This is a genomic window from Streptomyces hygroscopicus subsp. hygroscopicus (assembly GCF_001553455.1).
Lineage (GTDB): Bacteria > Actinomycetota > Actinomycetes > Streptomycetales > Streptomycetaceae > Streptomyces > Streptomyces hygroscopicus.
The window spans coordinates 1-25,900 of sequence record NZ_BBOX01000225.1 but is presented as its reverse complement, the minus strand read 5'-3'; the positions used below and the strand labels follow the sequence as shown (position 1 = coordinate 25,900).

The 25,900-nt window shown below is 71.5% G+C and carries 23 protein-coding genes, 1 tRNA gene and 1 pseudogene; 10 read left to right on the top strand and 15 right to left on the bottom strand.

Annotated features, from left to right (window positions below; translation table 11 throughout):
• Both AXW62_RS22800 and AXW62_RS22795 read right to left on the bottom strand, forming a co-directional pair.
• On the bottom strand, window positions 1-1,584 hold a 1,584-nt coding region (locus tag AXW62_RS22800), incomplete at its 3' end, for an MDR family MFS transporter (protein ID WP_502688781.1).
• Between the two features lie 128 nt (window positions 1,585-1,712).
• The gene (locus AXW62_RS22795; RefSeq protein ID WP_030829966.1) at window positions 1,713-2,201 is read right to left on the bottom strand and encodes a MarR family winged helix-turn-helix transcriptional regulator; all 489 of its coding nucleotides are present in this window, start codon (window positions 2,199-2,201) and stop codon (window positions 1,713-1,715) included.
• A 202-nt stretch (window positions 2,202-2,403) separates the two neighbouring features.
• Between AXW62_RS22795 and AXW62_RS22790 the strand changes: the two genes are divergently transcribed.
• The gene (locus AXW62_RS22790; protein WP_030829963.1) at window positions 2,404-2,604 is read left to right on the top strand and encodes a hypothetical protein; all 201 of its coding nucleotides are present in this window, start codon (window positions 2,404-2,406) and stop codon (window positions 2,602-2,604) included.
• 257 nt (window positions 2,605-2,861) lie between these two features.
• Here the strand turns inward: AXW62_RS22790 and AXW62_RS22785 are convergent, their stop codons facing one another.
• The 4 genes from AXW62_RS22785 to AXW62_RS46710 all read right to left on the bottom strand — a co-directional run bounded on the left by AXW62_RS22785 (window position 2,862) and on the right by AXW62_RS46710 (window position 5,988).
• Entirely contained in the window at window positions 2,862-3,713 is an 852-nt protein-coding gene (locus tag AXW62_RS22785) for a hypothetical protein (RefSeq protein WP_060946152.1), read from the bottom strand.
• Between the two features lie 127 nt (window positions 3,714-3,840).
• Complete coding sequence (locus AXW62_RS22780; RefSeq protein ID WP_030829957.1) at window positions 3,841-4,671, bottom strand: RNA polymerase sigma factor SigF; 831 nt, start codon at window positions 4,669-4,671, stop codon at window positions 3,841-3,843.
• Between the two features lie 188 nt (window positions 4,672-4,859).
• On the bottom strand, window positions 4,860-5,693 hold the full coding sequence (locus AXW62_RS22775; RefSeq protein ID WP_030829954.1) for an RNA polymerase sigma factor SigF: 834 nt from the start codon (window positions 5,691-5,693) through the stop codon (window positions 4,860-4,862).
• Between the two features lie 160 nt (window positions 5,694-5,853).
• The gene (locus tag AXW62_RS46710) at window positions 5,854-5,988 is read right to left on the bottom strand and encodes a hypothetical protein (RefSeq protein WP_258407664.1); all 135 of its coding nucleotides are present in this window, start codon (window positions 5,986-5,988) and stop codon (window positions 5,854-5,856) included.
• 261 nt (window positions 5,989-6,249) lie between these two features.
• Here AXW62_RS46710 and AXW62_RS22770 point away from each other — a divergent pair, with 261 nt between their 5' ends.
• Entirely contained in the window at window positions 6,250-7,275 is a 1,026-nt protein-coding gene (locus AXW62_RS22770; RefSeq protein ID WP_060946155.1) for a 6-phosphofructokinase, read from the top strand.
• A gap of 52 nt (window positions 7,276-7,327) precedes the next feature.
• Here AXW62_RS22770 and AXW62_RS22765 read toward each other — a convergent pair whose 3' ends face one another.
• Window positions 7,328-8,275 (bottom strand): universal stress protein, encoded by a 948-nt coding sequence (locus tag AXW62_RS22765; protein ID WP_060946151.1) that lies wholly within the window; start codon window positions 8,273-8,275, stop codon window positions 7,328-7,330.
• Window positions 8,276-8,625: 350 nt separating this feature from the next.
• Here AXW62_RS22765 and AXW62_RS47190 point away from each other — a divergent pair.
• Window positions 8,626-9,327: pseudogene (locus AXW62_RS47190) on the top strand (DUF6777 domain-containing protein); the annotation flags it as partial.
• 748 nt (window positions 9,328-10,075) lie between these two features.
• Here AXW62_RS47190 and AXW62_RS22755 read toward each other — a convergent pair.
• The 4 genes from AXW62_RS22755 to AXW62_RS44555 form a co-directional block, all read right to left on the bottom strand.
• Window positions 10,076-10,162 (bottom strand) — tRNA-Ser (locus tag AXW62_RS22755).
• Between the two features lie 68 nt (window positions 10,163-10,230).
• Entirely contained in the window at window positions 10,231-10,731 is a 501-nt protein-coding gene (gene tadA / locus AXW62_RS22750; RefSeq protein WP_060946149.1) for a tRNA adenosine(34) deaminase TadA, read from the bottom strand.
• Between the two features lie 180 nt (window positions 10,732-10,911).
• Window positions 10,912-11,448, bottom strand: a complete 537-nt coding sequence (locus AXW62_RS22745) for a tRNA adenosine deaminase-associated protein (protein WP_164502457.1) — start codon at window positions 11,446-11,448, stop codon at window positions 10,912-10,914.
• A gap of 181 nt (window positions 11,449-11,629) precedes the next feature.
• Entirely contained in the window at window positions 11,630-11,797 is a 168-nt protein-coding gene (locus AXW62_RS44555; RefSeq protein ID WP_173669773.1) for a hypothetical protein, read from the bottom strand.
• Window positions 11,798-11,976: 179 nt separating this feature from the next.
• Here AXW62_RS44555 and upp point away from each other — a divergent pair, with 179 nt between their 5' ends.
• Window positions 11,977-12,612 carry a uracil phosphoribosyltransferase gene (gene upp, locus AXW62_RS22740; protein ID WP_060946148.1) on the top strand — a complete coding sequence of 212 codons (636 nt, stop codon included), beginning with the start codon at window positions 11,977-11,979 and terminating at the stop codon, window positions 12,610-12,612.
• Between the two features lie 129 nt (window positions 12,613-12,741).
• Here upp and AXW62_RS22735 read toward each other — a convergent pair whose 3' ends face one another.
• Window positions 12,742-13,437: a LytR C-terminal domain-containing protein gene (locus AXW62_RS22735; protein ID WP_079115741.1), complete on the bottom strand. Its 696-nt coding sequence runs from the start codon at window positions 13,435-13,437 to the stop codon at window positions 12,742-12,744.
• Window positions 13,438-13,570: 133 nt separating this feature from the next.
• Entirely contained in the window at window positions 13,571-13,870 is a 300-nt protein-coding gene (locus AXW62_RS22730; RefSeq protein WP_030829930.1) for a type II toxin-antitoxin system VapB family antitoxin, read from the bottom strand.
• A 350-nt stretch (window positions 13,871-14,220) separates the two neighbouring features.
• Between AXW62_RS22730 and AXW62_RS22725 the strand changes: the two genes are divergently transcribed.
• Window positions 14,221-15,801 (top strand): SDR family oxidoreductase, encoded by a 1,581-nt coding sequence (locus AXW62_RS22725; protein ID WP_060946154.1) that lies wholly within the window; start codon window positions 14,221-14,223, stop codon window positions 15,799-15,801.
• Between the two features lie 267 nt (window positions 15,802-16,068).
• On the opposite strand, the gene AXW62_RS22720 is transcribed toward AXW62_RS22725, so the two are convergent.
• Window positions 16,069-17,316, bottom strand: coding sequence for a cytochrome P450 (locus AXW62_RS22720; protein ID WP_060946146.1), 1,248 nt, complete (start codon window positions 17,314-17,316; stop codon window positions 16,069-16,071).
• 289 nt (window positions 17,317-17,605) lie between these two features.
• On the opposite strand from AXW62_RS22720, the gene AXW62_RS22715 reads away from it, so the two are divergent.
• Together AXW62_RS22715 and AXW62_RS22710 are read left to right on the top strand one after the other, a co-directional pair.
• The gene (locus tag AXW62_RS22715) at window positions 17,606-18,019 is read left to right on the top strand and encodes a BlaI/MecI/CopY family transcriptional regulator (protein ID WP_030829922.1); all 414 of its coding nucleotides are present in this window, start codon (window positions 17,606-17,608) and stop codon (window positions 18,017-18,019) included.
• Window positions 18,020-18,022: 3 nt separating this feature from the next.
• Window positions 18,023-18,970 (top strand): M56 family metallopeptidase, encoded by a 948-nt coding sequence (locus tag AXW62_RS22710; protein ID WP_060946145.1) that lies wholly within the window; start codon window positions 18,023-18,025, stop codon window positions 18,968-18,970.
• A gap of 351 nt (window positions 18,971-19,321) precedes the next feature.
• Here AXW62_RS22710 and AXW62_RS22705 read toward each other — a convergent pair whose 3' ends face one another.
• Window positions 19,322-19,777 carry a tellurite resistance TerB family protein gene (locus AXW62_RS22705; protein ID WP_030829917.1) on the bottom strand — a complete coding sequence of 152 codons (456 nt, stop codon included), beginning with the start codon at window positions 19,775-19,777 and terminating at the stop codon, window positions 19,322-19,324.
• 321 nt (window positions 19,778-20,098) lie between these two features.
• On the opposite strand from AXW62_RS22705, the gene AXW62_RS22700 reads away from it, so the two are divergent.
• The 3 genes from AXW62_RS22700 to AXW62_RS22690 all read left to right on the top strand — a co-directional run bounded on the left by AXW62_RS22700 (window position 20,099) and on the right by AXW62_RS22690 (window position 25,838).
• Window positions 20,099-21,388, top strand: coding sequence for an acyltransferase family protein (locus tag AXW62_RS22700; RefSeq protein ID WP_079115740.1), 1,290 nt, complete (start codon window positions 20,099-20,101; stop codon window positions 21,386-21,388).
• 284 nt (window positions 21,389-21,672) lie between these two features.
• On the top strand, window positions 21,673-24,078 hold the full coding sequence (locus AXW62_RS22695) for a terpene synthase family protein (protein WP_174556417.1): 2,406 nt from the start codon (window positions 21,673-21,675) through the stop codon (window positions 24,076-24,078).
• 338 nt (window positions 24,079-24,416) lie between these two features.
• Window positions 24,417-25,838 carry an amidase gene (locus AXW62_RS22690; RefSeq protein ID WP_060946144.1) on the top strand — a complete coding sequence of 474 codons (1,422 nt, stop codon included), beginning with the start codon at window positions 24,417-24,419 and terminating at the stop codon, window positions 25,836-25,838.
• Window positions 25,839-25,900 lie beyond the last annotated feature (62 nt).

Here is a 25,900-nt window from a genome sequence, read left to right as displayed (position 1 = left end):
CCGCTCGGCGGCGGCCGCGGCCGGCACCGCGTCGGCCGGCGCGGCCTCGGGGGCCGGGGTGTCCGAGGCGGCCTGCTGGGATCCGGAGCTGGTCTTCAGGGCGACCTCCTTGATGAACAGGGTCAGCAGCAGGGCGAGCAGCGCGGCCGGGGCGGCGAACAGGAAGACGTCCCCGACACCGTGTCCGTAGGCGCTCTCCATGATCGTGCGGAACGGTTCGGGCAGCGCCTTGACGTTCGGGATGCCACCGCCGCCGGTGCCGCCGTGGCCGAGTGCGGCGCCCTTGGGGCCCAGGTCGGCCAGGCCGTCCTTGACGTAGTGGGTGACGCGGTTGGCGAGCACGGCACCGAGCGCGGAGACACCCACCGCACCGCCCAGGGAGCGGAAGAAGGTGACGACGGCGCTTGCCGCGCCGAGGTCCTGCGGGGCCACCTGGTTCTGGGAGGCCAGCACCAGGTTCTGCATCATCATGCCGATGCCGAGGCCCATGAGCGCCATGTAGATGGCCATGTGCCAGTACGGGGTGTCGTACCGGATGGTGCCCAGCAGTCCGAGTCCGGCCGTCACCAGCACACCGCCGGCGACCAGCCACGCCTTCCAGCGACCGGTCTTGGTGATGACCTGACCGGAAACGGTCGAGGAGACGAACAGACCGCCGATCATCGGGATGGTCATGACGCCTGACATGGTGGGCGACTCGCCGCGCGCCAGCTGGAAGTACTGGCTGAAGAAGACGGTGCCGGAGAACATCGCGATACCGACGAAGAGCGACGCCAGCGACGCGAGGGTGATCGTCTTGTTGCGGAACAGCCGCAGCGGGATGATCGGCTCGCTCGCCTTGGACTCGATCAGGACGAAGATCAGACCGAGGACGATCGATCCGCCGACCATCGCGTAGGTCTGCCAGGAGATCCAGTCGTACTTGTCACCGGCGAAGGTGACCCAGAGCAGCAGCAGCGAGACCGCGGCGCTGATGAAGAAGGCGCCGGACCAGTCGACCTTGACGTCCCGCTTCACCACCGGGAGCTTGAGGGTCTTCTGCAGGACGATCAGCGCGATGACGGCGAACGGGACGCCGACGTAGAAGCACCAGCGCCAGCCCAGCCAGGAGGTGTCGGTGATCACGCCGCCCAGCAGCGGACCGCCGACGGTCGCGACGGCGAAGGTGGCGCCGAGGTAGCCGCTGTAACGGCCGCGCTCACGCGGGGAGATCATCGCCGCCATGACGACCTGGGCGAGGGCGGACAGACCGCCGACGCCGATGCCCTGGACCACGCGGCAGGCGATCAGCATGCCGGGGTTCTGCGACAGACCGGCCACCACCGAGCCCGCCACATAGATCAGCAGGGCGATCTGGACCAGCAGCTTCTTGCTGAACAGGTCGGAGAGCTTGCCCCACAGCGGTGTGGCGGCCGTCATGGCCAGCAGGGTGGCGGTGACGACCCAGGTGTACGCGGACTGCCCGCCGTGGAGATCCGAGATGATCTCGGGCAGCGCGTTGGAGACGATCGTCGACGACAGGATCGCGACGAACATCCCCAGCAGCAGCCCGGAGAGCGCCTCCATGATCTGCCGGTGGGTCATCGGCGCCGAGGCGTCCGGGCCGTTGGCGTGCTGGGCCCGGTGACCTCCTCCGCCGTGCTTGGCGTGGGCGGGGTGCCCCGCGGGTCCCCGCACACCGCCGTCCGGTGTGGTCGTTGCCATGAAGTTCCTTAACGTTGCGAAGGTGTACGGGTGGTGCTGCTCGCCGCGTGCTGCGGCACAGCCCGGGAACGGGTGTCCCCGAAATTCGTCCGCAACCGGGCGAGAAGTTCGTTGAGCCGGTCGACGTCCTCGTCCGACCAGTCGCTCAGACAGCTGGCGAGTGCCTTCGTGTAGCGCTCGGACACCTCACCGAGCAGCGCTCGTCCACTGGTGTTGATGCTCAGCAGCCGCGACCGCCGGTCGAGCGGATCGGGCTTGCGGTCGACCCAGCCGCGGTCCGCGACATGCGCCACATGCCGGCTGGTCACCGACATGTCGATGTCGAGCAGCTCCGCGAGCCTTCCCATGCGCATCTCGCCGTAGCGGTCGAGGAGCATCAGGACGACGGCTGCGCCCGACGGGCAGTCGGCCGGCAGTACCCGGCTGAGTCCGCGCTTGACGGTGCCGATGGCGCTGAGCTGCCGAGCCAGCTCCTCGTAGTGGCGCTGTGTGGCCACGGCACCTCCCAGGAGGTAGATCAGTTGCTTAAGGCAACCATACGGGAAGTTAGTTGCTACAGGCAAATGAAAGGGGGGTCTGGGCGGTAAATTGCCGTTAAAGAGTCGTTCTGGAGCCGGTCAAGCGGTGCGGGTGAGGCGTGCGGGATGGCTGAGACCCGGGGGTGTCCCGGAATCCGCTCGTTCGCTAGGGTCGGGGCTCATGGCGAACAACCCCCAGAGCCCCAACGGCAACCACGACCCGGCCGGTTCCACCCAGATGTTCCGCGCCTTCGTCGACGAGGGTACGCGGCAGCCTCAGGCGTCCGCCGCAACGAGCGGCGGTTCGCGCGTCGGCGTGATCGTCGGCGTGATCGCGGCGGTCGTGATCGTCGCCGCGGTGGCCTGGCTGGCGCTGGCCTGAGCCCTCGACGTCCTGACATCCCCGGCGGGGGCGTGAGCTCCCGCACTCCCCTTACGGCCGCTGAGGCGGCACCACGGCGGGCGAGGTGCCTTGGGGCCGCCGACGGCGTCCTGGGACCGTCTCGGGGCCGCCGATGCGCCTCTTTGGGCTTTGGGCCGTCTCGAGGCCGCCGATGCGTCTTACGGTCGCTGACGCGTCTTGCGGTCGCCGCCGAGCGGCCTTGCCCGTGGAGCGGTCCGACGGCCGCTGAGGCGGCCTTACGGCTTCCAGGCGACCGAGACGTCCTGCGTCTCGATGTGCATGCCCAGCGGCACTCGCCAGTCGTCCACGCACACCGTCCAGGTCTTCTCCTTCTTCTGTCCCGCGCCGATCGGCGCGGGCAGCTCTTCCTCGGACTCGAGCGTCGCCCAGTCGATGCCCAGGGCGTCGATCACATGCGTGGCGAAGGTGACGGTGCCTGAGGTGACCGGCGTTCCCCCGGTGTTGCGGAACTCGACCTTCACTTTCTCGCACCAGCGCTCATCGGTCGCCGTGCGCTCCGGCTCGCCGACCTCCAGGACGGCCGGACCGGTGGGGGTGGGGGAGCCGGAGGAGTCCGAAGGACCGGTTCCGGAGGGCGAGGGCTCACGGGGCCCGTCGCCGCCCTCGGGGCCGTCGCCGTCCTCGGGGCCGTCGTCGGTGCGTCCTGGGCCCCGGGAGCCGCCCTTGCCGCTGCCCGTGCCGCCGGAACCGTCCGAGGCGTCCGAGCCGTTCGGGCGGCTCGGGGCCGTGGCGGACGCCGAGGGCGTTGGTGCCGCCGGTCCGTCCGTCCCGCCCTCCCCGGTGGGGCCGGGACCGGCCGCGTCCGTTCCGGACTTCCCGTTCGGGCCGCCCTTACCGGCGCGATCGCCGTGTGTGCCGTCCTCGTCCAGGGGCACCAGATCGACGCCGTCCTCGGGTGGTACGGCCTTCGCGGTGCGCTGGCCGTCGGGTCCGGCCGCCCCGGCGGCGACATAGCCGTCGCCGCCGGCGCCGCAGCCGCTGAGCAGTGCCCCCAGGCACAGCGCGGCCGCCGAGGAGGCGATCGCCGTGCCTCGGCGGCCCGTTGTCCGGCTCCATGCGTATCGCATCGGGCCAGTGTGGCTGACGGCCCGTCAGGTGTACAGGGATCCGGCAGGGGGAGCGGCCGGTCCGAGCCCGGACCGGATCGGACCGGACCAGGCCGGACCAGGCCGGACCGGGCCGGGCCGATCCGGCTCAGTCCGAGATCAGACCCTCGCGCAGCTGGGCCAGGGTCCGGGTGAGCAGCCGGGAGACATGCATCTGGGAGATCCCGACCTCTTCGCCGATTTGCGACTGGGTCATATTGGCGAAGAAGCGCAGCATGATGATCTGGCGCTCGCGCGGGGGCAGCTTGGCCAGCAGGGGCTTGAGCGACTCGCGGTACTCCACGCCCTCCAGCGCGCTGTCCTCGTACCCCAGCCGGTCGGCGAGCGACCCCTCGGCGCCGTCGTCCTCGGGGGACGGGGAGTCCAGCGAGCTGGCCGTGTAGGCGTTGCCCACCGCGAGGCCGTCGACCACGTCCTCCTCCGAGACGCCCAGCGCGGTGGCCAGCTCGGTGACGGTCGGGGAGCGGTCGAGCTTCTGTGACAGCTCGTCGCTGGCCTTGGTCAGTGCCAGCCGCAGCTCCTGGAGCCGCCGCGGGACCCGCACCGACCAGCTGGTGTCGCGGAAGAACCGCTTGATCTCGCCGACGACGGTCGGCATGGCGAACGTCGGGAACTCCACGCCCCGTTCGCAGTCGAAACGGTCGATCGCCTTGATCAGACCGATGGTGCCGACCTGGACGATGTCCTCCATCGGCTCGTTACGGCTGCGGAACCGGGCCGCCGCGTAGCGGACGAGCGGGAGGTTCAGCTCGATGAGGGTGTCACGGACGTAGCCGGCCTCCGCACTGTCCTTGTCGAGGGTGGCGAGTCGCAGGAAGAGGGAGCGGGAGAGGGTGCGGGTGTCGATGGCGTCGCAGTCGTCAGGCATGTGCGGTGCGTCGTTGGTGAGCACCTTCGAGCTGCCCAGTTCTACGGACATGCCACCCCCTAGAGGTCGCGGACGGATCCCAGCTGCGCGGTTCGCGTCCGACGCAGCCTTCCCCTGAATACCGGAGGTCGGGCCGCGGCAAACGCTGTTCCTGCAGAATGTCACATGTCGGCAACACGCTGTAGCGCCAAGTCGACATTACAGCCTTGAGACATCGGGGCGGGGGTCCCTCGCAAGGATCAGGACTCGATCCGGTTTGCGGATCTCAGCCTGGCGAAGCTGCGGGACAGCAGCCGGGACACGTGCATCTGGGAGACTCCGAGCTCGGCACTGATCTGAGATTGCGTCAGATTGCTGTAGTAACGCAGCAAAAGGATACGCTGCTCGCGCTCGGGCAGCTGTACGAGCAGATGGCGCACCAGATCGCGGTGCTCCACTCCGGCGAGCGCCGGGTCCTCGTAGCCGAGCCGGTCGACCAGCCCGGGCAGGCCGTCGCCCTCCTGGGCGGCCTCCAGGGAGGTGGCGTGATACGAGCGGCCCGCCTCGATGCAGGCGAGCACCTCCTCCTCGCTGAGCTTGAGCCGCTCGGCGATCTCGGCCGTCGTCGGGGAGCGGCCGTGCAGCACCGTCAGGTCCTCGGTCGCGCCGTTGACCTGCACCCACAGCTCATGCAGCCGGCGCGGCACATGGACGGTGCGGACGTTGTCGCGGAAGTAGCGCTTGATCTCGCCGACGACGGTCGGCATGGCGAAGGTCGGGAACTGCACCCCGCGGTCCGGGTCGAACCGGTCGATCGCGTTGATCAGGCCGATGGTGCCGACCTGGATCACGTCCTCCATGGGTTCGTTGCGGCTGCGGAAGCGGGCCGCGGCGTAGCGGACCAGCGGCAGATTGGCCTCGATCAGCGCGGCGCGCACCCGGGCGTGCTCGGGGGTCCCGGGGGTGAGGTTCGACAGCTCGGCGAAGAGCACTTGGGTGAGCGCTCTGGCGTCAGCCCCGCGGCTTCTGCCGCTTTCACTGCCGCCATCGCCCTGGGGCGGGGTTCTGGGCGCGGTTCGGGCCGACACGGTCACGCCACCCCTTCACGATGTACTCACCCGGCAAAGCGGTCATAGCATCACAAGACATGTGCACTGTGTGCAAGCACCCCTTTACCACGTGTTGGTGGAGAAATCGCCCGGCAAGGAACCAAAGAAGGGGGCGGGGTGAGGGAGGAGCCGGAAGGGATGGAGGTTAGCTGACCAGTTCCGTCATGAACTCGCCGACGCTCTTGGCGGCGTCCGATATGCCCTCGAAACCGACCTGGACGAGGTCGGCGGCCCGGGCCGGCGTCTTGATGATCGTGTACAGCACGAAGACGATCAGCATATAGAGCGCGATTTTCTTGGCCTGGGCCATCTGTGCTGCCTCTCCCGCTGTCCCCGTTACACAGTCGCGAGAGTCTATCCACACTGCTGGCGCATCAGTCGTACCAGTTGGATGAACTGATCAATGTCGTAGGGGTGGCGCTCCGCCGGTGTGGGCGCCGCACTACATATGGGTGGATTCTGGAGAAAGGGAGGGTGACAGGAGCGGCGCCGGAAGGAGCTCCGGCGACAGCGGCTCGTGCCGTCGGCGGAGGGAGCGGAGATGCGTGTCGGTGTGCTGACCGGCGGTGGTGACTGCCCCGGGCTCAACGCCGCGATCCGCGGCATCGTCCGCAAGGGCGTGGAGGTGCACGGCTTCGAGTTCGTCGGGGTGCGGGACGGCTGGCGCGGCGCGCTCGAAGGAGCCGTCGTACCGCTCGACGTCCCGGCCGTCCGCGGCATCCTGCCACGCGGCGGCACCATCCTCGGCTCCTCCCGGACCAACCCCCTGGCGAGCGACGACGGGGTCGGCAGGGTGCGGGAGACCTTCGCCGAGTACGGGCTGGACGCGCTCATCGCGATCGGCGGCGAGGACACGCTCGGCGTCGCCGCGGCCCTGGTGGGCGAGGGCATCCAGGTGGTCGGGGTGCCCAAGACGATCGACAACGACGTGGCGGGCACCGACTACACCTTCGGCTTCGACACCGCCGTCAACATCGCCACCGAGGCGATCGACCGGCTGCACACCACCGCCGAGTCCCACACCCGCACCCTGGTGGTCGAGGTGATGGGGCGGCACGCCGGCTGGATCGCCCTGCACTCGGGCATCGCGGGCGGTGCCAACGTCATCCTCATCCCCGAGCAGCCCTTCGACGTCGACCAGGTCTGCGCCTGGGTGGAGAACCGCTTCAAGATCAGGTACGCGCCCATCGTGGTGGTCGCGGAGGGGGCCGTGCCGAAGCAGGGCCAGATGGTCGTCAAGGACACCAGCCTGGACGAGTTCGGCCATGTCCGGCTCTCCGGTATCGGCGAGTGGCTGGCCCATGAGATCGCCGACCGCACCGGCAAGGAGGCCCGCACCACGGTCCTCGGCCACATCCAGCGCGGTGGGACGCCCAGCGCCTTCGACCGCTGGCTGGCCACCCACTTCGGGCTGCGCGCGATCGACACCGTCAAGGACCGCGACTTCGGCACGATGGTGGCGCTGCGCGGCACGGACATCGTGCGGATACCGCTCGCGGAGGCCACCGCGGCCACCAAGACCGTCGATCCCGCGCTCTACTCCGAGTTCGGGGTGTTCTTCGGCTGAGCCAGGTGCCGCCGCGTCACCGACCGGCTCCGCGCGAGTCCCTGGCGGCGGCTCAGCCCGCGGGATGCGGTACGACCGCCAGCGGGCAGCGGGCGTGATGCAGTACGGCATGGGCGACCGGCCCCAGCCGCAGTTCGGTGGGCCGGGTGGCCGTACGGCGTCCGATCACCAGCAGCCCGGCCCGCTCCGAGGCCCTCACCAGCGCCTCCGCCGGATTGAGCAGCACGACGTCCGGCACCACGGTGACTTCGGGACAGCTCTCCCGCCACGGCCGCAGGGCGTCCGAGACCACCTGGCTCTCCTGGTCCTCCCACGTCGCGCGGTCCTCCTCCAGCACCGTGAGCATCCAGGCCGAAGGGGAGGCCGGGGGCAGCGCCCACGCGTGCACCACCCGCAGCGGGACGCCGCGCTCCTGGGCGGCGCGGAACGCGAAGGCGACCGTCGCCTCCGCCGGGGCGTGCGCGTCGAAGCCCAGCTGCACCTCGGCGGTCTCCGCGGCGGCCCAGTCGTCCGGCCCGGGCGAGCTGTCCGGTCCGGGTGAGCCACCCGGTCCGGCCCAGCCGTCCCGCCCGGTGCCGGTACGCCGAGTCTCCGGGACCGTCACGACGGGACAGTCCGCCATCGCCGTCACCCGCAGGGCCACGGAGCCCACCGCCAGCCCGTCGAAGCCTCCCCAGCCCCGGGCCCCGACGACCAGCAGCCCGGCGCTCGTGGCGGCCGTGAGCAGCGCCTCGGCCGGTTCGGCGGCGGTGTGCTTCCCGTCGATCTCGAGGCCCGCGTGGCGCGCCCGGAAATCGGCGACCGTCCGGCCGAGCATCTGCTCGCCCACCTGCTGCCAGGCGTCCACCCCGGGCACCGGAGAGACCCTGCGCGGCAGCGGCGGACAGGCGTGCACCAGCCGCAGCGCGACCCCGCGCCGCGCGGCCTCCCGCGCGGCCCACTCGGCCGCCGTAAGGCTGCGCCGCGAACCATCGACCCCCGCTACGACAGGGCCGCTCATCCGGTCCTCCTCGGCTGCCGTCCGTCTTCCCGCCGGTTCCACCCGTTCGTCCCGCCGGTTCCCCCTGTTCCGCCTATTCCGCCTGTTCCGCTGCCAACTGGAGCATGTCCGTTTAGTCTAGATACGTGGCCGACATCCGACATGGTCGGAGGGTCCGCCGCGCACAGACCGCGAGGGGCAGCGACCGCCCCCGATCCGGGTCCACCGGGTCGGGGGCGGTTCTGCGTGCGGCGGCGGTCAAACGCGGCCCAAGTCCCCCGAAGGTGGGGTGAGATGTCAAGGATTCGGGGGAAGCGGGGGTGCGCGGCGCGAGCGCAGGATGGGGGGCGAGGTAAGGGAAGGAGAGGGAAATGCGCTCGATCTCATGGCACCTCACCTCGCGTCGATCAGCATTCGTCGTCGGTTTCGTCGTCGTGGTGGCCGCCGTGGTGGTCCTTGGGATGATCTCCCCCTCCGAAAAGGCATCCGGGGAAGCCTCCCGAGAAGCCTCCGGGGAAGTCCCCGGGTCCGCCGCGGCGGTCGAATACCGGCGAGAACCCGTCGGAAGGACCTCGGTCCCCGCGTTCACCTCCTCCGTCGGTCACGACCGCACCCACGTGGTGTCGCCCTCCAACGGCGGCAGGGCCTTCCGCGGCGACACCCCCGGGCTCTACGGCGGCGTACGGAACCGGCAGCCCTGCGACCGCCAGGGGCTGCTCCACGACCTCGACGCGGACAAGCGGAAGGGGGCCGCCTGGAGCCGGATCCAGCACCTCGGCTCGGCCGATGACATCCCCGGTTACGTCCAGCGGCTCACGAGCGTCACTCTGCGCTCCGACACCTATGCGAAGACCTACGGCTACCGCGGTGGGGTCAAACCGGTGTCCGCCGTTCTCCAGGCCGGAACCGCGGTATTCGTCGATCAGCGCGGGGTGCCCGTCGTGAAATGCGACTCCGGGAATCCCGTGAGGATCTCGGCACCGCCGCGCCACGCCAAGCCGACCTTCACCGGCCCCCAGTGGAACGGTTTCTCCCGGAGCACGGTGACCGTCATTCGGCCGGCCTCGAAGAACGTGAAACAACTCGTCCTGGTGGGGGTGGGCAAAGCCGAGCTGTTCAAGCGCCCGCTCGGCGACGGCAACGGCAGCGGGAACCCGCGGGACACGCTGCTCGCACGGGCCGACTACCCCTCGTCCCTGGCGATGCCGGGTGAGCAGCGCGCACCGCGTCTGCGGGAGGCGCCGAAGGTCACCCTGAAGCCGTCCGACCGGTTCACCCCGCTGGAGACCGAGCGCCCGTCCGGGACCCCCTCGCAGCAGTCGCAGCCCTCGGATCAGCCGTCGGATCAGCCGTCTGATCCGGGCCAGCAGCAGCCGCAGGACCAGCCCTCGGATCCGGGCCAGCAGCAGCCGCAGGACCAGCCGTCTGATCCCGGTCAGCAGCAGCCGCAGGACCAGCCTTCAGACCAGCAGCAGCAGCCGCAGCCTCCGCCGAATCAGCCGCCTCCCAACCAGCCTCCGCCGAATCAGCCTCCGCCGAACCAGCCGCCCCCAACCAGCCTCCGCCCAACCAGCCGCCCCCCAACCAGCCCCCGCCCAACCAGCCTCCGCCCCAGCAGCCGCCGGACCAGAACCAGCAGCAGCCCCCCGACCAGAACCAGCAGCAGCCGCAGCCCGACCCGAATCAGCAACAGCAACAGCAACAGCAGCCGCAGCCCGACCCGAATCAGCAGCAGCCGCCCCCGTCCGGCCCCTGACGGGAAACGGCCCCGGGACACACGTAGGGCCCGGCTCGATGAGCCGGGCCCTACGTGGTTCACAGCGGTAGCGGTGGGATTTGAACCCACGGAGGAGTTGCCCCCTCACGCGCTTTCGAGGCGCGCTCCTTCGGCCGCTCGGACACGCTACCGAGGGAGAGCCTAGCGGACGGGTGGCCGGGAATCGAAATCGGTTCCCGGCCGGGGCGGGCGGAGGGGGTCAGGACGCGCGGAAGAAGGTGGTCAGAGGGGCCGCGCACGCGTCCGCCAGGACGCCCGCGATGACTTCGGGGCGGTGGTTGAGGCGGCGGTCGCGGACCACGTCCCAGAGGGAGCCGACCGCGCCGGCCTTCTCGTCCACGGCGCCGTAGACCAGCCGGTCGAGACGGGACAGGACGATCGCGCCGGCGCACATCGTGCACGGCTCCAGGGTGACCACCAGGGTGCAGCCGGTCAGCCGCCAGCCCCCGAGGTGGCGGGCGGCGGCGCGGAGGGCGAGGACCTCGGCGTGGGCCGTCGGGTCGCCGTGGGCCTCGCGCTCGTTGCGACCGCGGCCGAGTACCGAGCCGTCCGGGCCCAGCACGACGGCGCCGACCGGCACGTCTCCCGTCTCGGGGGCCCGTACCGCCTCCTCCAGCGCCAGGCGCATCGGAGCGCGCCAGGGATCGCGCAGGGGGTCGGGGTCGGGTCCGGGCAGGAGGCCGGTCAGCGGATCGGTCATGGCTTCAGTGTGGATCAGCGTGGCTCAGTGCGGTTCGGGTACGGATCGAAGCGGATCAGGGCGGATCAGGGCGGATCAGGTACGGATCGACGTGGATCGCAGCCGATCAGGTGCGGATCAGGCGCGGATCGGCTGTGGATCGGTGCATGTCGGTGTGGTGACAGGGCGGGGCCGCGGCGGTCAGCGCACCGCCTCCAGACCCTCCATGCTGCAGCCCAGCATCTCGGCGATCGACTCGAGGGCATCCCCGTCGAGGGCCTTCAGCTCCTTCTCGTCCATGCCCAGGTCGGCCAGGATGTCGGCATCGCCGAGCGGGCCGATCGGGACCGGGGCGTCGTCGGCGTCCTCGTCGTCCCGGTCCGGTTCGCCGTCCTCGGTGCCGTCCAGGTCGACCAGGCTGTCCAGATCGTCGTCGGGGTCGCGGCCGAGCAGCTCGTCGGTGAGCATCGAGCCGTACGAGGTGCGGGCGGCCGCTGCCGCGTCCGATACGTAGATGTGCGGGTCGTCCTCGCCGTCCACGCGGACGACGCCGAACCACGCGTCTTCGTGCTCGATGAAGGCCAGAACCGTGTCGTCGTCCTTGGAAGCCAGACGGGCCAATTCGATCAGATCCGTCAGAGTTTCCACGTCATCGAGCTCTGTGTCGCTCGCTTCCCACCCTTCTTCGGTGCGCGCGAGCAATGCGGCGAAGTACACCGTGACTCTCCCACTGGTCATAGGCGTGCCGGGGGCGGGCGGGACAGTGTCCCGCCCCAATCGGAATCGTGGCAGAAACCATCGCTTCGCGAGAGGTCTTCCGCGCTGCGTCGTGCACCAGTCCAAAGAGATGTGGCTCACGCGGACGGAATCGAAACGCGCGGAAACCCTCTCCGGCGGTTCGGCGGCGGCCCACCGGGGCTCACCAGGAGAACGTCCGCAGGTGTATCGCCCGGCGCATCCGGGCGGCGCGCGCCTGCTGGGGACGCACCCGGTTCCGTACCGCCCTGGCCTCGTTCAGTGCGCGCAGGAAGCGGTCGCGACGGCGGCGGCGGTCCGCGGCGGTCTCCTGCGCGGTCGCGTCGGCCATGGTCACATCACTCCTCGGGGCCGAGGTATTGCCCCGGGGCAGCCGGGGCGCTCTTGCCCACTTTCCCCCGAAACGGCGGTTTAATGCCAGTACGGCGGCAGACGGTCGAGCGCACGGGAGGCGTGCGAGGGCGTTACCGGCGGCAGTCGGGCTCCGGAGGCTCGGTTAGTGTCGTCGGCATGCGGATCCACGTCGTCGACCACCCGCTGGTGGCGCACAAACTCACCACGCTGCGCGACAAGCGCACCGACTCCCCCACCTTCCGGCGGCTCGCCGACGAGCTGGTGACCCTGCTCGCGTACGAGGCCACGCGCGATGTGCGCACCGAGCAGGTCGACATCGAGACCCCGGTGACGACCACGACCGGGGTACGGCTGTCCCATCCGCGTCCCATGGTGGTGCCGATCCTGCGGGCCGGTCTCGGGATGCTCGACGGCATGGTGCGGCTGCTGCCCACCGCCGAGGTGGGCTTCCTGGGCATGATCCGTGACGAGGAGACGCTCCAGGCGTCCACCTACGCCACCCGGATGCCCGAGGACCTCTCCGGCCGTCAGGTGTACGTCCTGGATCCGATGCTCGCCACCGGCGGGACGCTGGTCGCGGCGATCAGGGAACTGATATCGCGGGGCGCCGACGACGTGACCGCGCTGTGTCTGCTGGCGGCGCCCCAGGGCGTCGAGCTCATGGAGCGCGAGCTGGCGGGCGCGCCGGTGACGGTGGTCACCTCGTCCGTCGACGAGCGGCTCAACGAGCAGGGGTACATCGTGCCCGGACTCGGCGACGCGGGTGACCGGATGTACGGGACCGCGGGCTGACCACCGCGGAACGGCCCACCCGGGCGCGGCCCATCCGGGCGGTCACCGGCCTCCGGCGGGGCGCGCCGGGACCGCGCACACGGGCGGAGCGGTCGGCGGCCGGCCCGGGGCCGGGCAACGGTGGAGCGGTCAGCGGCAGGGCGTTTTGGAGGGCGTGGGCGAGGGCTTGGCCAGGGTGGCCAGCGCCTTGTCGGCGTCCTTCTGCTTGACCAGGTCCTTGAAACCGCTGCCGATGATCAGGTCGATGTCCTTGCCGTCGCGTGCGTCGTTCTTGGTCCGGGCGCCGTCGAGCTGGGTGCCGAGCACGTTGAACGCCCCGTCGTCGGCGCCCGGGGCGCCGAGCAGCAGCCCGGGGGCCTTGACCTTCTTGTCGTACTCGGCCGGGGCGTTGCCCACCTTCCCGATCTTGAAGCCGCGCTTCTCCAGCTCCTCCGCGGTGTCCTTGGCGAGGCCGGAGCGCGTGGTGGCGTTGTAGACGTTGACCGTGATCTGGGAGGGCTTCGGCAGCTTCCGGCCCGTACGGCCGCTCTCGCCGCTCCGGCCGCTGTCCTCGGCCCGGCCGGACTTCGCGTTCTCGTCGGGGCGCTTGTCGCCGCGCTCGCACGTGTCGGTGCCGTGCGCCGCGCGGACCGTCTGGCCGTCGTCGTCGCCGGAGAAGACGTCGATGAGCTGAAGCGTTCCCCACCCGACCAGGCCGAGCGCCAGGACCGAGCCGAACGCGGCGAACACCAGCCGCCGGCGGCTCCGGGGTCGGCTCATCCGCGGGTAGCGCTCGCCCGTAATGCGGTACTTTCCGCCCATGCCGGGAGGGGTCAGCATGCTCATGTACGCAGCGTAGTGCGCCCCGGTGGCGATGCCTACTAAATGATCAATGGTTGGTCCGTGGACCAACCCGAAAGGGTCAACAGAGATCGAAGCCGATCGGCGGCGATCAGCCGCCGGGGGCGTGCGGGCGCGGTCAGCCCTCGACCTCCAGGACGCGTGCGTGCAGCACCTGGCGCTGCTGGAGCGCGGCGCGCACCGCGCGGTGCAGCCCGTCCTCCAGATAGAGGTCGCCCTGCCACTTCACCACGTGGGCGAACAGGTCCCCGTAGAACGTCGAGTCCTCCGCGAGCAGCGTCTCCAGGTCGAGCTGCTGCTTCGTCGTGACCAACTGGTCAAGACGTACCGGGCGTGGGGCGACATCCGCCCACTGGCGGGTGCTTTCCCGGCCGTGGTCGGGATAGGGCCGACCGTTTCCGATGCGCTTGAAGATCACACGGAAAGCCTACCGGGCGAGCCCCTTCCGGCGCAGCCAAGGCGCGGGAGTGCCGGGCGCGAAGCCGCCGCGGCCGCGGTCAGAAAAATGGAAAAAATACGCGAAAGGGCCTATGCGCTCATGGGGGTGCGGAGTAACGTGAAAAGCAGCCTGCGGGGCGAGCGAGGGAGCTCGACCGGAGAGACACTCAGGACAGAGGACGTCAGTCCCCCGGAGTGCCTCCTAGATGGCCGGGCTGAGAGGCTCGAAGGTCGGGGAGACCGGAGAGCGACCTCCACCACCTGATACGGACAATGCCGCCGAAGGGAGCCCACCTCGCAGGTTTCGTCCTGCCCGCGCACCATGGCCTCATGACCCCTTCCGAGCGTCCGCCGCACGCACGCCGCGCACCGGAGCCGCGCCGCTGTCTGGTCACCGGGGCCACCGGCTACATCGGCGGCCGGCTGGTGCCCGAGCTGCTGGCGGCGGGGTACCGGGTGCGGTGCGTGGCCCGTTCGCCCCAGAAGCTGCGCGACCATCCCTGGTCGGGGCAGGTGGAGGCGGTACGCGGCGATGTGACCGACGAGGACTCCCTGCGCGCCGCCATGGAAGGCGTGGACGTCGCTTACTACCTGGTCCACGCGCTGGGCACCGGGCCCGGCTTCGAGGAGACCGACCGCCGCGCCGCGCGGATCTTCGGCAGGCGGGCGCGCGCCGCCGGAGTGCGCCGAATCGTCTATCTCGGCGGGCTCACCCCGGGCGGAGTGCCCGAGCGCGCGCTGTCGCCGCATCTGCGGTCCCGGGCCGAGGTGGGCCGGGTGCTGCTGGACTCCGGGGTGCCGACCGCCGTCCTGCGGGCCGGAATGATCATCGGCTCCGGCTCGGCCTCGTTCGAGATGCTGCGCTATCTCACCGAGCGGCTGCCGGTGATGGTGACGCCCCGCTGGGTGCGCACCCGCACCCAGCCGATCGCCGTCCGCGATGTGCTGCGGCTGCTGGTGGGCTGCGCCGCGCTGCCGGACGAGGTGCACCGGGCCTTCGACATCGGCGGCCCCGACGTCCTCACCTACCGCGACATGATGCGGCGGTACGCGGCCGTGACCGGGCTGCGGCGGCGGCTCATCGCACCGGTGCCGGTGCTCAGCCCCCGGCTGTCCAGTCTGTGGGTCGGCCTGGTCACGCCCGTGCCGGGCGCCATCGCCCGCCCGCTGGTGGAGTCGCTGCGCCATGAGGTGGTGTGTGCCGAACGGGACATCGCGCACCATGTGCCGGATCCGCCCGGCGGACCGCTCGGCGTGGACCGGGCGCTGGAGCTGGCCCTGCGGCGGATCCGCGACGCGGACGTCGCCACCCGCTGGTCCTCCGCCGCCACCCCCGGCGTGCCCAGCGATCCGCTGCCCACCGACCCCGACTGGGCGGGCGGCAGCCTCTACCAGGACCGCCGCGAGCGCGCGGTGGACGCCTCGCCGGAGGCCGTCTGGCGGGTGGTGGAGGGGATCGGCGGCGAGAACGGGTGGTACTCGCTGCCGCTCGCCTGGGCGCTGCGCGGCTGGATCGACACCCTGGTGGGCGGCGTGGGACTGCGCCGGGGCCGCCGGGACGCGGCACGGCTCAGGGTCGGGGACAGCCTGGACTTCTGGCGGGTGGAGGAGGTCCTGCCGCCCCGGCTGCTGCGGCTCAGGGCCGAGATGCGGCTGCCGGGCCTGGCCTGGCTGGAAATGGTGGTCGACCGGGACGCGCGGGACGGGGCGGTGTACCGGCAGCGGGCGCTGTTCCATCCGCGCGGCCTCGCCGGGCATCTCTACTGGTGGTCGGTCGCGCCCTGGCACGCCCTCGTCTTCGGCGGTATGGCCCGGAACATCGCCGCCCGGGCCGAGAGGGACGCGGCCGGGACGGGCAGGGGCCGGAGGGGCGCGGCCGGGAAGAGCGCGTCCGCGTTCAGGCCGCGGTGAACCCGCCCGGCATCGGTCCGGAGCCTCGCCCTCCGCGCGTCCGCGTTGCGGGGGTGGTGCACCCGCCTGCTGGGTCCGGGGTGGGCGGGGGTGTTGCGGGGGTGGTGGGCCCGTTCGTGCCGGGTACGGGGCGCCTGTTGCCGCGTACGGGGTGGCTGTTCGTGGGGTCCGGGGTGGGTGGCGGGGGTGTTGCGGGGGCGGTTGTGGGCCTGTTCGTGTCGGGTACGGGGCAGCCGCCCCGTCCCGCCGCGGTGGTGAGCCGCGTCGTCACCGGGACCCGTCCGGCGCCAGCCCCTCGTACGCGAGCGGCAACTGCCTCGGCCCGCGCAGCACCGCGTTGCGCCGGTAGGCCGGCGGATCCTCCAGCAGCCGGGGCCGGACCAGCCGACGGGCCAGTTCGGTCAGCGCGATCTGGGCTTCCAGCCGGGCCAGTGGTGCGCCGAAGCAACTGTGGACACCGCTGCCGAAGCCGAGGTGCTGGTTGTCCTTGCGCTGCGGATCGAACCGGTCGGGGTCGGGGAACCGCTGCGGATCGCGGTTGCCCGAGGCCAGCAGCAACCAGACGGGTGCCCCCCTGGGGATGGTCACGCCCGCGATGTCGATCTCCGAGAGCGGGGTGCGCTGAGGCAGCATCTGCACCGGCGGATCGAACCGCAGCAGCTCCTCCACCAGCGGAACGACCAGATGGTGATCCTCGCGCAGCCGGACCAGCACATCCGGGTTGCGCAGCAGGGTCAGCATGCCGTTGGTGATCAGGTTGACGGTGGTCTCGTGCCCCGCGACCAGCAGCAGCGCCGCGGTGCTCAGCAGCTCCATGCGGCAGATCCCCTCCTCCGGGCCCTGCCCGGCCACCATGGCGGAGAGCATGTCGTCGCCGGGGGCGCGGCGGCGCTCCTCGATCAGCTCGGACAGGTACGTCGCCAGCTCCGTACGGGCCTGCCGGGCGGTCCGCTGCCGCTCGGCGGCGTCCGCGTCCGGATCGGGGTCCAGACCGGTGGTGAGGGTGCCGGCCCAGGTGTGGAAGCGCGCCTCGTCCTCGCGGGGCACCCCGAGCAGCCGGCAGATCACGGTGACGGGGAAGGGGAAGGAGAAGTGGTCGACGAGATCGATCCGGTCCCGGCCCTCGAAGCCGTCGATCAGCTCGCCGACGATCCGGGTGAGTTCACCGCGCATGGTGTGGAGACGGCGCGGGGTGTGCGGCGGGCCGAAGGGCGCCATCGCGAGCCGGCGCAGCCGGTCGTGCTCGGGCGGGTCGAGCTTCAGGAAGCTGGGCGGCAGCCCCTCGTCCTCGTCGACCGGCTCCGGGGCGGCCCGCGGGTCCAGGTTGCGCGCGTCGGAGCTGAGCCGGGGATCGTGCAGCAGACCGTGGATCTCCCAGTAGGTGGAGACGATGTACGGGCCCTCCTCGTCGTGCGCCACGGGCGTCTTGCGCAGCTCCGCGTAGAGCGGGTACGGGTCGGCACGGTGGGCGTAGTCGGTGATCTGCCGCACGAGCGAGCCTTGCGTCTGCGTCATGGCTGAGTGGGTTCCTTCCGGGTCCGTCGTCCGGCGGCCACGGCCGCGCGGGGGTGAAGGTGAGCCGTCACCGGACACCGGACGGCTCCGCGTCCGCCACGAGGGTGGGCCGGGCCGGACAGAGCGCCCGGGCCCGTGCCGCGTCCCCCGCTCAGCATGGGTGAGGCGGCCCGGGGCCGCGCGCACAGCCGGGCCAAAGGGGCGAACGCACGACCGGTGCGCCCGTGTCCGGCCGCTCGCTACGATGTGACGCCGCGCGCCGGGCGCGTGCGGGGTGGAAGGAGACGGTGTGACGGACCACGACCGGACCGGCGGGCCCGGCTGGCCCCGCCGCCCCCGTCGGCGCGGCCAGGGCGAACTGGAGGCGCAGGTGCTCGCGGCGCTGCGCCGGGCGCCGGGGCCGGTGACCGCCGCATGGGTGCAGGAGCGGATCGAGGGCGAGCTCGCCTACACCACGGTCATGACCATCCTGTCCCGGCTGCACGCCAAGCAGGCCGTGACCCGCGAACGCGCGGGCCGCTCCTTCGTCTGGCTGGCGGCCTCGGACGAGGCGGGGCTCGCGGCGCTGCGGATGCGCCGGGTGCTGGACGACCAGGACGACCGCGAGGCGGTCCTGGCCAGCTTTGTGACCGGACTGACCCAGGATGACGAGCGGTTGCTGCGCGACCTGCTGACCGACGCGGCGGAGGAGCCGGAGGACTGACCGATGGGCGTCTTCGTCTACCTCCCGCTGGTCCTGCCCTTAACGGCGCTGCCGATCGCCCGGCTCGCCGAGCAGCATCTCCACCCGCGCACCGCCACCCGGCTGCTGACGCTCGTCGGCGCCGTCCTCGCGGTGTGCTCCACGCTGTGCCTGGGGCTGCTGGTGGTCGTCGGTACGGCACAGCTGCCGGGCAATCCGCTGCCGGACAGCTGGTCGGACCCCGAGGTGCGGGCGGCGGTGCCCTACGACGTGGTGGCCGGGAAGGTGGCGATCGGCGCGCTGGCGGCGGTGGCCGCCGCCTGTACGGCCACCTGCCTGCGCCACGTACGGGTGCGGCGGAGCGCCCAGCTCGCGCTCGCCGGACTGCCGGAGTCGCCGGTCGCGGTGCTGCCCGACGGCAAGGCGTACGCGTACGCGCTGCCCGGAACCTCCGGGCGGGCCGGGAAGCCGGGCCGGATCGTCGTCTCCACCGGGATGCTGGACAGCCTCAACGCCGGCGAGCGGCGGGCCCTCATCGCGCATGAGCACGCCCACCTGACCGGCCACCACCACCGCTACCTGCTGGCCGCCCAGCTCGCGGCGCGGGCCAATCCGCTGCTGCGGCCGCTGCGGGCCGCGGTGGACTACTGCGCCGAGCGCTGGGCGGACGAGGAGGCGGCCCGGGAGGTCGGGGACCGCCGGGTCACGGCGCTCGCGGTCGGCAAGGCGGCCCTGGTCTCCCAGGGCACCCCGGCGCCGACGCTCGCCGGGTTCGCCGCGCCGGGGCCGGTGCCGCGCAGGGTCGCCGCGCTGCTGGGGCCGGTGCCGCCGGCCCGGCCCTGGCCGCCGACGTGGACGGCCGCGGGGCTGGCCCTGTGGGTCGCGGCGGTGGGCACGGCCGCGTCCGCCGTGTCCTCGGCGAACGCGGCGGTCGCCCTGGTCCTCGTCCTGCACACCGCGACGCCGCTGTAGGTGCTGCGGCAGGTGGCGGTGCGTGGCGTACGCGGCCGTGCGTGCCGCAGGTGGCGGTGCGTGCCGTACGTGGCTGTGCGCGCCGCAGGTGGCTGTCCGTGCCGTGCGTGCCCGTGCCGCGCGTGCCCGTGCCGCGCGTGGCCGTGCGTGGCGTACGTGGCCGTGTCGCTATGGGTGCTGCCCGCCGCCGCGCCGTCATGCCGCGACGCCGCGCGCTGCCGCGCCGCCCGCCCTGGAGGTCCTGCACGCTCGACGCCGCTGCAGGACCGCGCGGGCCGTACGGCCCGCCGAAGGCGGCTTGCGGGACGCCTTACGGTTGACGGGTTCGCCGTACGGGACGAACCCGGCGGGTCACAGGTCGAACTCGGCCGGCGGAAGGCCCAGCGTGTAGCACGCCTCGCGGACCACGGCCTGCTCGGTCTTGTCGAAGTTGCCGTCGGCGCCGCCGATGACGATGCCGATCTGGATCACGGCGCGTGCCTCGGCCGGCTTCTTCTTGGCCTTGGCGACCTCCTGCATCACGCTCACCTTGCCGAAGTCGAAGTCCGCGGTGAGCTTGTTGATGTAGTCGTTGAAGCGCCGCTGAAGGTCGTCGGCCGGGAAGTTCTGCAACACCTCATTGGTGGCGATCAGCTGGGCGACGCGCTGCCGCTCGGACGGGTCGATCGAGCCGTCCGCCGCCGCCACCAGCGCACACATCGCCATGCTCGCATCGCGGAACGCGCCGCTCTTCAGGTCGTTCTTCTTCGCCTCGAGCTGACTCTGCATCGCCTGGGCGGACTCCTTGATGCGGTCCCACAGGGCCATGGCCACTCCATTCACAGGTTGGTTGGTTAGGCTTCAGATCTACAGCTGTGTAGAAGCTAGCAGGCAGGGCCGGTCAAGACCGGGCCGATCGGCCCGCTTTGTCACTCTGTGAACCGCTGGGAGTGGCAAAGAAGTTCCCAAGTGGAGGAGGTGACGTATGTGCTGGGCTGGGCGTAAACCTTCGTACGCGAGGGCTGAGCCTTTCGGGCGCGGTTCGGTGGTCGCCGCTATGGTGCGTGGAATGTTCCACTCCGCAACCCTCCGCCCAGACCTGGAAAGAGGCGGGATCGCCCCCGCAGGTTCCCCGGGAGGCTGTATGTGATGAACATCTCGTCCTTACTGCCCGCGCGGCGAGCACCGGCGCCCCCGCCCCCGGAGGTGGCCAAAACCCCGTCCCGCGCGCCGAAACAGCGTGACGCGTTCTTCGACAACGCCAAGTACCTGGCGATCGTGCTGGTCGCGATGGGGCACGCGTGGGAGCCCCTGCGGGGCGGCAGCAGAGCGGCGTCCGCGCTTTATATGACCGTCTACACGTTCCACATGCCGGTGTTCATCCTCATCTCCGGGCATTTCTCGCGGAGTTTCGATGTCCGGCCGAACCAGCTCAAGCGTTTGATCACGGGCGTCGCCGTCCCGTACGTCCTCTTCGAGGTCGCGTACACCTTCTTCAAGCGGTCGGCGGGCGACGATCCGTCCTATCCGATCAGTCTGCTCGACCCCTGGTACCTGACCTGGTTCCTGATCGCGCTCTTCGTCTGGCGGCTGACCACGCCGCTGTGGCGGATCGTGCGGTGGCCGGTGCCGGTGGCGCTCGCCATCGCCGCGCTCGCCACCTGTTCCCCGGAGATCGGTGACGACCTCGATCTTCAGCGGGTGCTCCAGTTCCTGCCGTTCTTCGTACTGGGACTGGAGATGCGGCCACACCACTTCGAGCTGGTGCGGCGGCGCGAGGTCAGGTGGCTGGCGCTGCCGGTGGCCGCCGCCGCGCTGGTCTTCGCCTACTGGGCCGTGCCGCGGTTGAACCCGGCGTGGTTCTACCGCATGGACAGCGCGGAGGAACTGGGTGCGCCGTGGTGGGCGGGGACGGTGATGACGTTCGCCCTCTTCGGCTGCTCCATGGTGCTCACGGTGTGCTTCCTCGCCTGGGTGCCCCGGCGCCGGACGTGGTTCACGGTGCTCGGTGCCGGGACGCTGTACGGCTATCTGCTGCACGGCTTCCTCGCCAAGGGCTCCCGCTTCTGGAACTGGTACGACCACCCGTGGCTGCACCGGCCCCTGGGGGAGATCGTGGTGACGGTTGTGGGGGCGGTCGTGGTGACCGCCTTGTGCACCCCGCCCGTCCAGCGGGTATTCCGTTTCGCGATGGAGCCGCGGATGGCATGGGCCTTCCGGCCGACCGGGCGGCCCGGCGGCGGGGCGGCCACCAGCGGTGGCAGCGGCGACACCGGCGGCAGTGTCGGCACCGGAGGCAGCGTCGGTACCGGTGACGGGGTCGGTGAGGCTGGTGGGGCTGGTGGAGTCGGTGGCACGGCCGCGCGGGGCGGCTCCGCCTCCGTGGAGTGTGCCCAGGCCAAGGAGACCGGAGCGGGGAGGCCCCACCGTTCGGGGTGAGCCGTCGGCCTGTCTCGGTCGGCTTCTCTGGCTCGGTTTCCTCTCGACGGGCCTCTGGCCGGTCCCTTCCCGGTCGGCCCATTCTCGTCGTGGTCGCGGGCCCGCCCCCGCGACCACGACGAGACGGGGACCGGGGCCCCGCCCCATCCCCTGGCACGTCGTGCACTTGTGTGACTAATGAGGCTGTCGGATAGGCCAGGAGTGGCATGGGTAGCCCGTAGCCGACCCAGCCCGTGGCCGGACGGTTACGGGCCACCGTCGCACGGAGAGGTGCCGGCCCAGTAGTGACACAGCCCTTTCAACTCCCCGACTTCTACATGCCGTACCCGGCTCGGCTGAACCCTCATGTCCAGGAGGCACGGGAGCACTCCACCCGGTGGGCCCGCGCGATGGGAATGCTCGAGGGCTCGGGAATCTGGGAGCAGGCGGATCTCGACGCCCACGACTACGGCCTGCTGTGCGCGTACACCCACCCCGACTGCTCCGGCGCGGAGCTCTCGCTGATCACGGACTGGTACGTGTGGGTGTTCTTCTTCGACGACCACTTCCTGGAGACGTTCAAGCGCTCCCAGGACCGTGAAGCCGGTAAGGCGTATCTGGACCGGCTGCCCGCCTTCATGCCGATGGATCCGGCCGCCCGGCCGCCCGAGCCGACCAACCCGGTCGAGGCGGGGCTCGCGGACCTGTGGGCGCGGACGGTGCCCTCGATGTCGGCGGACTGGCGGGCGCGGTTCCGGGAGAGCACCGAGAACCTGCTCAACGAGTCGCTCTGGGAGCTCTCGAACATCAACATCGACCGGATCCCCAATCCGGTCGAGTACATCGAGATGCGCCGTAAGGTCGGCGGCGCGCCCTGGTCGGCCGGGCTGGTCGAGCATGCGGTGGGGGCCGAGGTACCGGCGGTGATCGCCGGGTCACGGCCGATGCGGGTGGTGCGGGACGCCTTCGCGGACGCGGTGCACCTGCGCAACGACCTGTTCTCCTACCAGCGGGAGATCGAGGACGAGGGCGAGCTCAGCAATGGTGTCCTGGTCCTGGAGACGTTCCTGGGCTGCACCACCCAGGAGGCGGCCGAGTCCGTCAATGAGCTGCTCACCTCACGGCTGCAGCAGTTCGAGAACACCACGCTCACCGAGCTCGGTCCGCTCTTCGCCGAGCACGGTCTGGACCCGGTGGCCGGCGCGGGCGTCCTCGCCTACGTCAAGGGGCTCCAGGACTGGCAGTCCGGCGGCCATGAGTGGCATATGCGCTCCAGCCGCTACATGAACGGCGCGAACGGCGGCGCGGGCGGTGGCGTGAACGGTGGCGCGAGCGGTGGGAAGCAGCCGGGCAGCGTGAAGCAGGCGGGCGGTGGCGGCACCGGCCGGGAGGCCGAGGCCGCCGCGTGGTCCCCCTTCGCACTCAGCGGCCTCGGCGTCTCGGCAGCGAGCCTGCCGCTGACCACCGGCCGGGCGGAGGCGGCCAGGGCGCGCGGGTTCAGCCATGTCCCGTTCCAGAAGACCGGGCCGTCCCTGCTGCCGGACTTCTCCATGCCGTTCACCCTCCGGCTCAATCCGCATCTGCCCGCCGCCCGCCGCGATCTGGTCGACTGGGCCCAGCGGATGGGCATCCTCGAAGCGCAGCCCGGCGTACCCGGCTCGCAGGTCTGGGACGAGGCCCGGCTGCTCGCCGCCGACCTCCCGCTGTGCGCGGCGGGCATCCACCCGGACGGCTCCGCGGAGGAGCTCGCCCTGACCTCCGGCTGGCTGGCCTGGGGCACCTACGCCGACGACTACTATCCGGCGGTCTTCGGCCGCACCCACGATCTGGCCGGAGCGCGGGCGGCCAACGCCCGGCTCGGGGCGTTCATGCCGCTCGACGCGGGCCCCACCCCGGTCCCGGCGAACGCGCTGGAGCGAGCGCTGGCCGATCTGTGGGGCCGTACGGCGGGGCCGATGGAGGGCCCGGCGCGCCGCGACTTCCGTCAGACCATCGAGGACATGACCGCCAGCTGGCTGTGGGAGCTGGCCAATCAGACCCAGAACCGGATCCCCGATCCGGTCGACTACATCGAGATGCGCAGGCACACCTTCGGCTCCCACCTCACCATGAGCCTGTGCCGACTGGCGCACGGACGGCGGATACCGCCCGAGATCTACCGCAGCGGTCCGGTCCGGTCGCTGGAGAACGCCGCCATGGACTACGCGACGCTGCTGAACGACGTCTTCTCGTACCAGAAGGAGATCGAGTTCGAGGGCGAGATCCACAACGGTGTCCTCGTCGTCCAGAACTTCTTCGACTGCGACTATCCGACCGGGGTCGCCATCGTGAACGATCTGATGACCTCCCGGATGCGGCAGTTCCAGCATGTCGCGGCGCATGAGTTCCCCGTGTTGTACGACGACTTCGGTCTGGGGCCGGAGGCGCGGAAGGCCATGGACGGCTATGTGGAGGAGCTGCGCAACTGGATGGCCGGGATCATGAACTGGCACCGGGAGGTCCCGCGCTACCGGGAGGACGAGCTGCGCCGCGCGTCCCGGCAGCCGGTGGGGACCGGGGCGGTGGGGACCGGAGTGGTGGGGACCGGGGCTGGATCCGGGGCGCGGCCGGTAGCCCCGTGGCTTGGGCGGCCGGTGCCCCCGTGGCACGGGCCCACGGGGCTCGGCACCTCGGCCGCGCGGATCCCGGTGCCCGCCGGGCCACGTCCGTAATCCGTAAGGACCTCGGGTCGCCGACCGCCCCGCCGTGTCCGCCGGGACAGGGCGGGGCGGCCGCTTGCCGGGCGCCCGACACGATGTCCGGCGCCCGGGGCGGTCTTGTAACGCCGCGCACTGCCCTCGCGCCCTCGCGCCCTGGAGGCGCTGTGCCGGTGGCGGTCGCCGTGACGGTGCTCTTCCCTCGTCCGGCGGCTTCCCGAACCATGGGTTCCGCCCCTGGCCCCCGTACGTACCAGCCACCGTGAGGACGATGGCCACCGCAAGGACACCACCGCCGAGTCCGGCGGCGGGCTGATGCGCGCAGCGACGACCACCGAGGAAGGCGAGCGACCGTGACGACGGACGACGATCTCTGCTTCAGGACCGCACGGGAACTCAGCGCCCTGCTGCGTACCCGCGAACTGTCGGCTCGGGAGCTGCTCGAGGCCCATCTGGCTCGTATCGAACGGGTCAACCCCGCCGTCAACGCGATCGTCACCCTCGTCGCGGACCGGGCCCGCGAGGCCGCCGCGGAGGCCGATGAGCGGATCGTGGCCGGAGAGCGGCTCGGGCCGCTGCACGGGCTGCCCATCGCCCACAAGGACATCCATAACACCGCGGGTATCCGCACCAGCCATGGCTCGCCGCTCGCCGACGGCGTACCCGACCAGGACGACCTGCTGATCGAACGGATCCGGGCCGCCGGGGCGATCACCATCGGCAAGACCAACGTGCCCGAGTTCGGCGCCGGTTCGCACACCTTCAACCCCGTTTTCGGCGCCACCCACAACCCGTACGACCTGGGCCGCAGCGCGGGCGGCAGCAGCGGGGGCGCGGCGGCGGCGCTGGCCTCCGGCATGATCCCGATCGCGGACGGCAGCGACACCGGCGGCTCGCTGCGCAACCCGGCCTCGTTCTGCAACGTCGTGGGTCTGCGCCCGTCCCCCGGACGCGTTCCCAACTGGCCCACCACGCACGCCTGGAGCACCCTCGGCGTCAAGGGGCCGATGGCCCGCACCGTGGCCGACACCGCCCTGCTGCTGTCCGCGATCGCCGGACCCGACGCGCGGTCGCCGATCGCCCTGGACGAGCCCGGCGCCCGCTTCGCCCGCCCCCTCGACCGCGACCTGACGGGGCTGCGAGTGGCCTGGTCGCCGGATCTCGGGGGTCTGGTGCCGGTCCAGCCGGAGGTGGCCGCCGCGGTCACTTCCGCGGCGGAGGTCTTCACCGGCCTCGGTTGCGTCGTGGAGCGGGCCTGCCCGGACCTGACCGAGGCCGAGGAGGTCTTCCGCACGCTGCGCGCCTCGATGTTCGAGGTCGCCTTCGGCCCGCTCATGGACCGTCACCCCGAGGGGCTGAAGCGGGCCATCCGGGAGAACGCCGAGGAGGGGCGCAAGCTCACCGGTCCGGACGTGGCCCGTGCCGAGGTGCTGCACACCCGGCTCTACCACCGTGTCCGGGAGTTCTTCGACCGTTATGACGTGCTGCTGCTGCCGGTCAGCCAGGTGGTGCCGTTCGACGTCTCCATGGAGTACCCGACCGAGATCGCCGGGGTGGCCATGGACGACTATCTGGACTGGATGCGCTCGGCGTACCTGATCAGCTCGACCGGCAGTCCAGCGCTGTCCGTCCCGGCCGGGTTCACCTCCGGCGGGCTGCCCGTCGGAGTACAGATCGTCGGGCCGCACCGGGCGGACTTCGCGGTCCTCCAGGTCGGTCACGCCTTCGAACAGGCCACCGGGCACTGGCGGCGGCGCCCGGCGGGCATCGGGTGACCTGGGCGGTGCGGCGGAGGGCGGTCCGACTGGACGCCGGGGGCGGCGCGGGGGCCGGCGGG

What these genes read in the sequence shown, in the direction of transcription:
- AXW62_RS22765 (WP_060946151.1), bottom strand. Translation starts at nt 8,275, where the DNA reads ATGAGCGGCCCTGTCGTAGCGGGGGTCGATGGTTCGCGGCGCAGCCTT.
- AXW62_RS46710 (WP_258407664.1), bottom strand. Translation starts at nt 5,988, where the DNA reads ATGCTGATCGTCTTCGTGCTGTACACGATCATCAAGACGCCGGCCCGG.
- AXW62_RS22720 (WP_060946146.1), bottom strand. Translation starts at nt 17,316, where the DNA reads ATGACGCAGACGCAAGGCTCGCTCGTGCGGCAGATCACCGACTACGCC.
- AXW62_RS22710 (WP_060946145.1), top strand. Translation starts at nt 18,023, where the DNA reads ATGGGCGTCTTCGTCTACCTCCCGCTGGTCCTGCCCTTAACGGCGCTG.
- AXW62_RS22735 (WP_079115741.1), bottom strand. Translation starts at nt 13,437, where the DNA reads ATGAGCATGCTGACCCCTCCCGGCATGGGCGGAAAGTACCGCATTACG.
- AXW62_RS22745 (WP_164502457.1), bottom strand. Translation starts at nt 11,448, where the DNA reads ATGACCAGTGGGAGAGTCACGGTGTACTTCGCCGCATTGCTCGCGCGC.
- AXW62_RS22725 (WP_060946154.1), top strand. Translation starts at nt 14,221, where the DNA reads ATGACCCCTTCCGAGCGTCCGCCGCACGCACGCCGCGCACCGGAGCCG.
- tadA (WP_060946149.1), bottom strand. Translation starts at nt 10,731, where the DNA reads ATGACCGATCCGCTGACCGGCCTCCTGCCCGGACCCGACCCCGACCCC.
- AXW62_RS22790 (WP_030829963.1), top strand. Translation starts at nt 2,404, where the DNA reads ATGGCGAACAACCCCCAGAGCCCCAACGGCAACCACGACCCGGCCGGT.
- AXW62_RS22770 (WP_060946155.1), top strand. Translation starts at nt 6,250, where the DNA reads ATGCGTGTCGGTGTGCTGACCGGCGGTGGTGACTGCCCCGGGCTCAAC.
- AXW62_RS22705 (WP_030829917.1), bottom strand. Translation starts at nt 19,777, where the DNA reads ATGGCCCTGTGGGACCGCATCAAGGAGTCCGCCCAGGCGATGCAGAGT.
- AXW62_RS22780 (WP_030829957.1), bottom strand. Translation starts at nt 4,671, where the DNA reads ATGTCCGTAGAACTGGGCAGCTCGAAGGTGCTCACCAACGACGCACCG.
- AXW62_RS22785 (WP_060946152.1), bottom strand. Translation starts at nt 3,713, where the DNA reads ATGCGATACGCATGGAGCCGGACAACGGGCCGCCGAGGCACGGCGATC.
- AXW62_RS22700 (WP_079115740.1), top strand. Translation starts at nt 20,099, where the DNA reads ATGAACATCTCGTCCTTACTGCCCGCGCGGCGAGCACCGGCGCCCCCG.
- upp (WP_060946148.1), top strand. Translation starts at nt 11,977, where the DNA reads ATGCGGATCCACGTCGTCGACCACCCGCTGGTGGCGCACAAACTCACC.
- AXW62_RS44555 (WP_173669773.1), bottom strand. Translation starts at nt 11,797, where the DNA reads ATGGCCGACGCGACCGCGCAGGAGACCGCCGCGGACCGCCGCCGCCGT.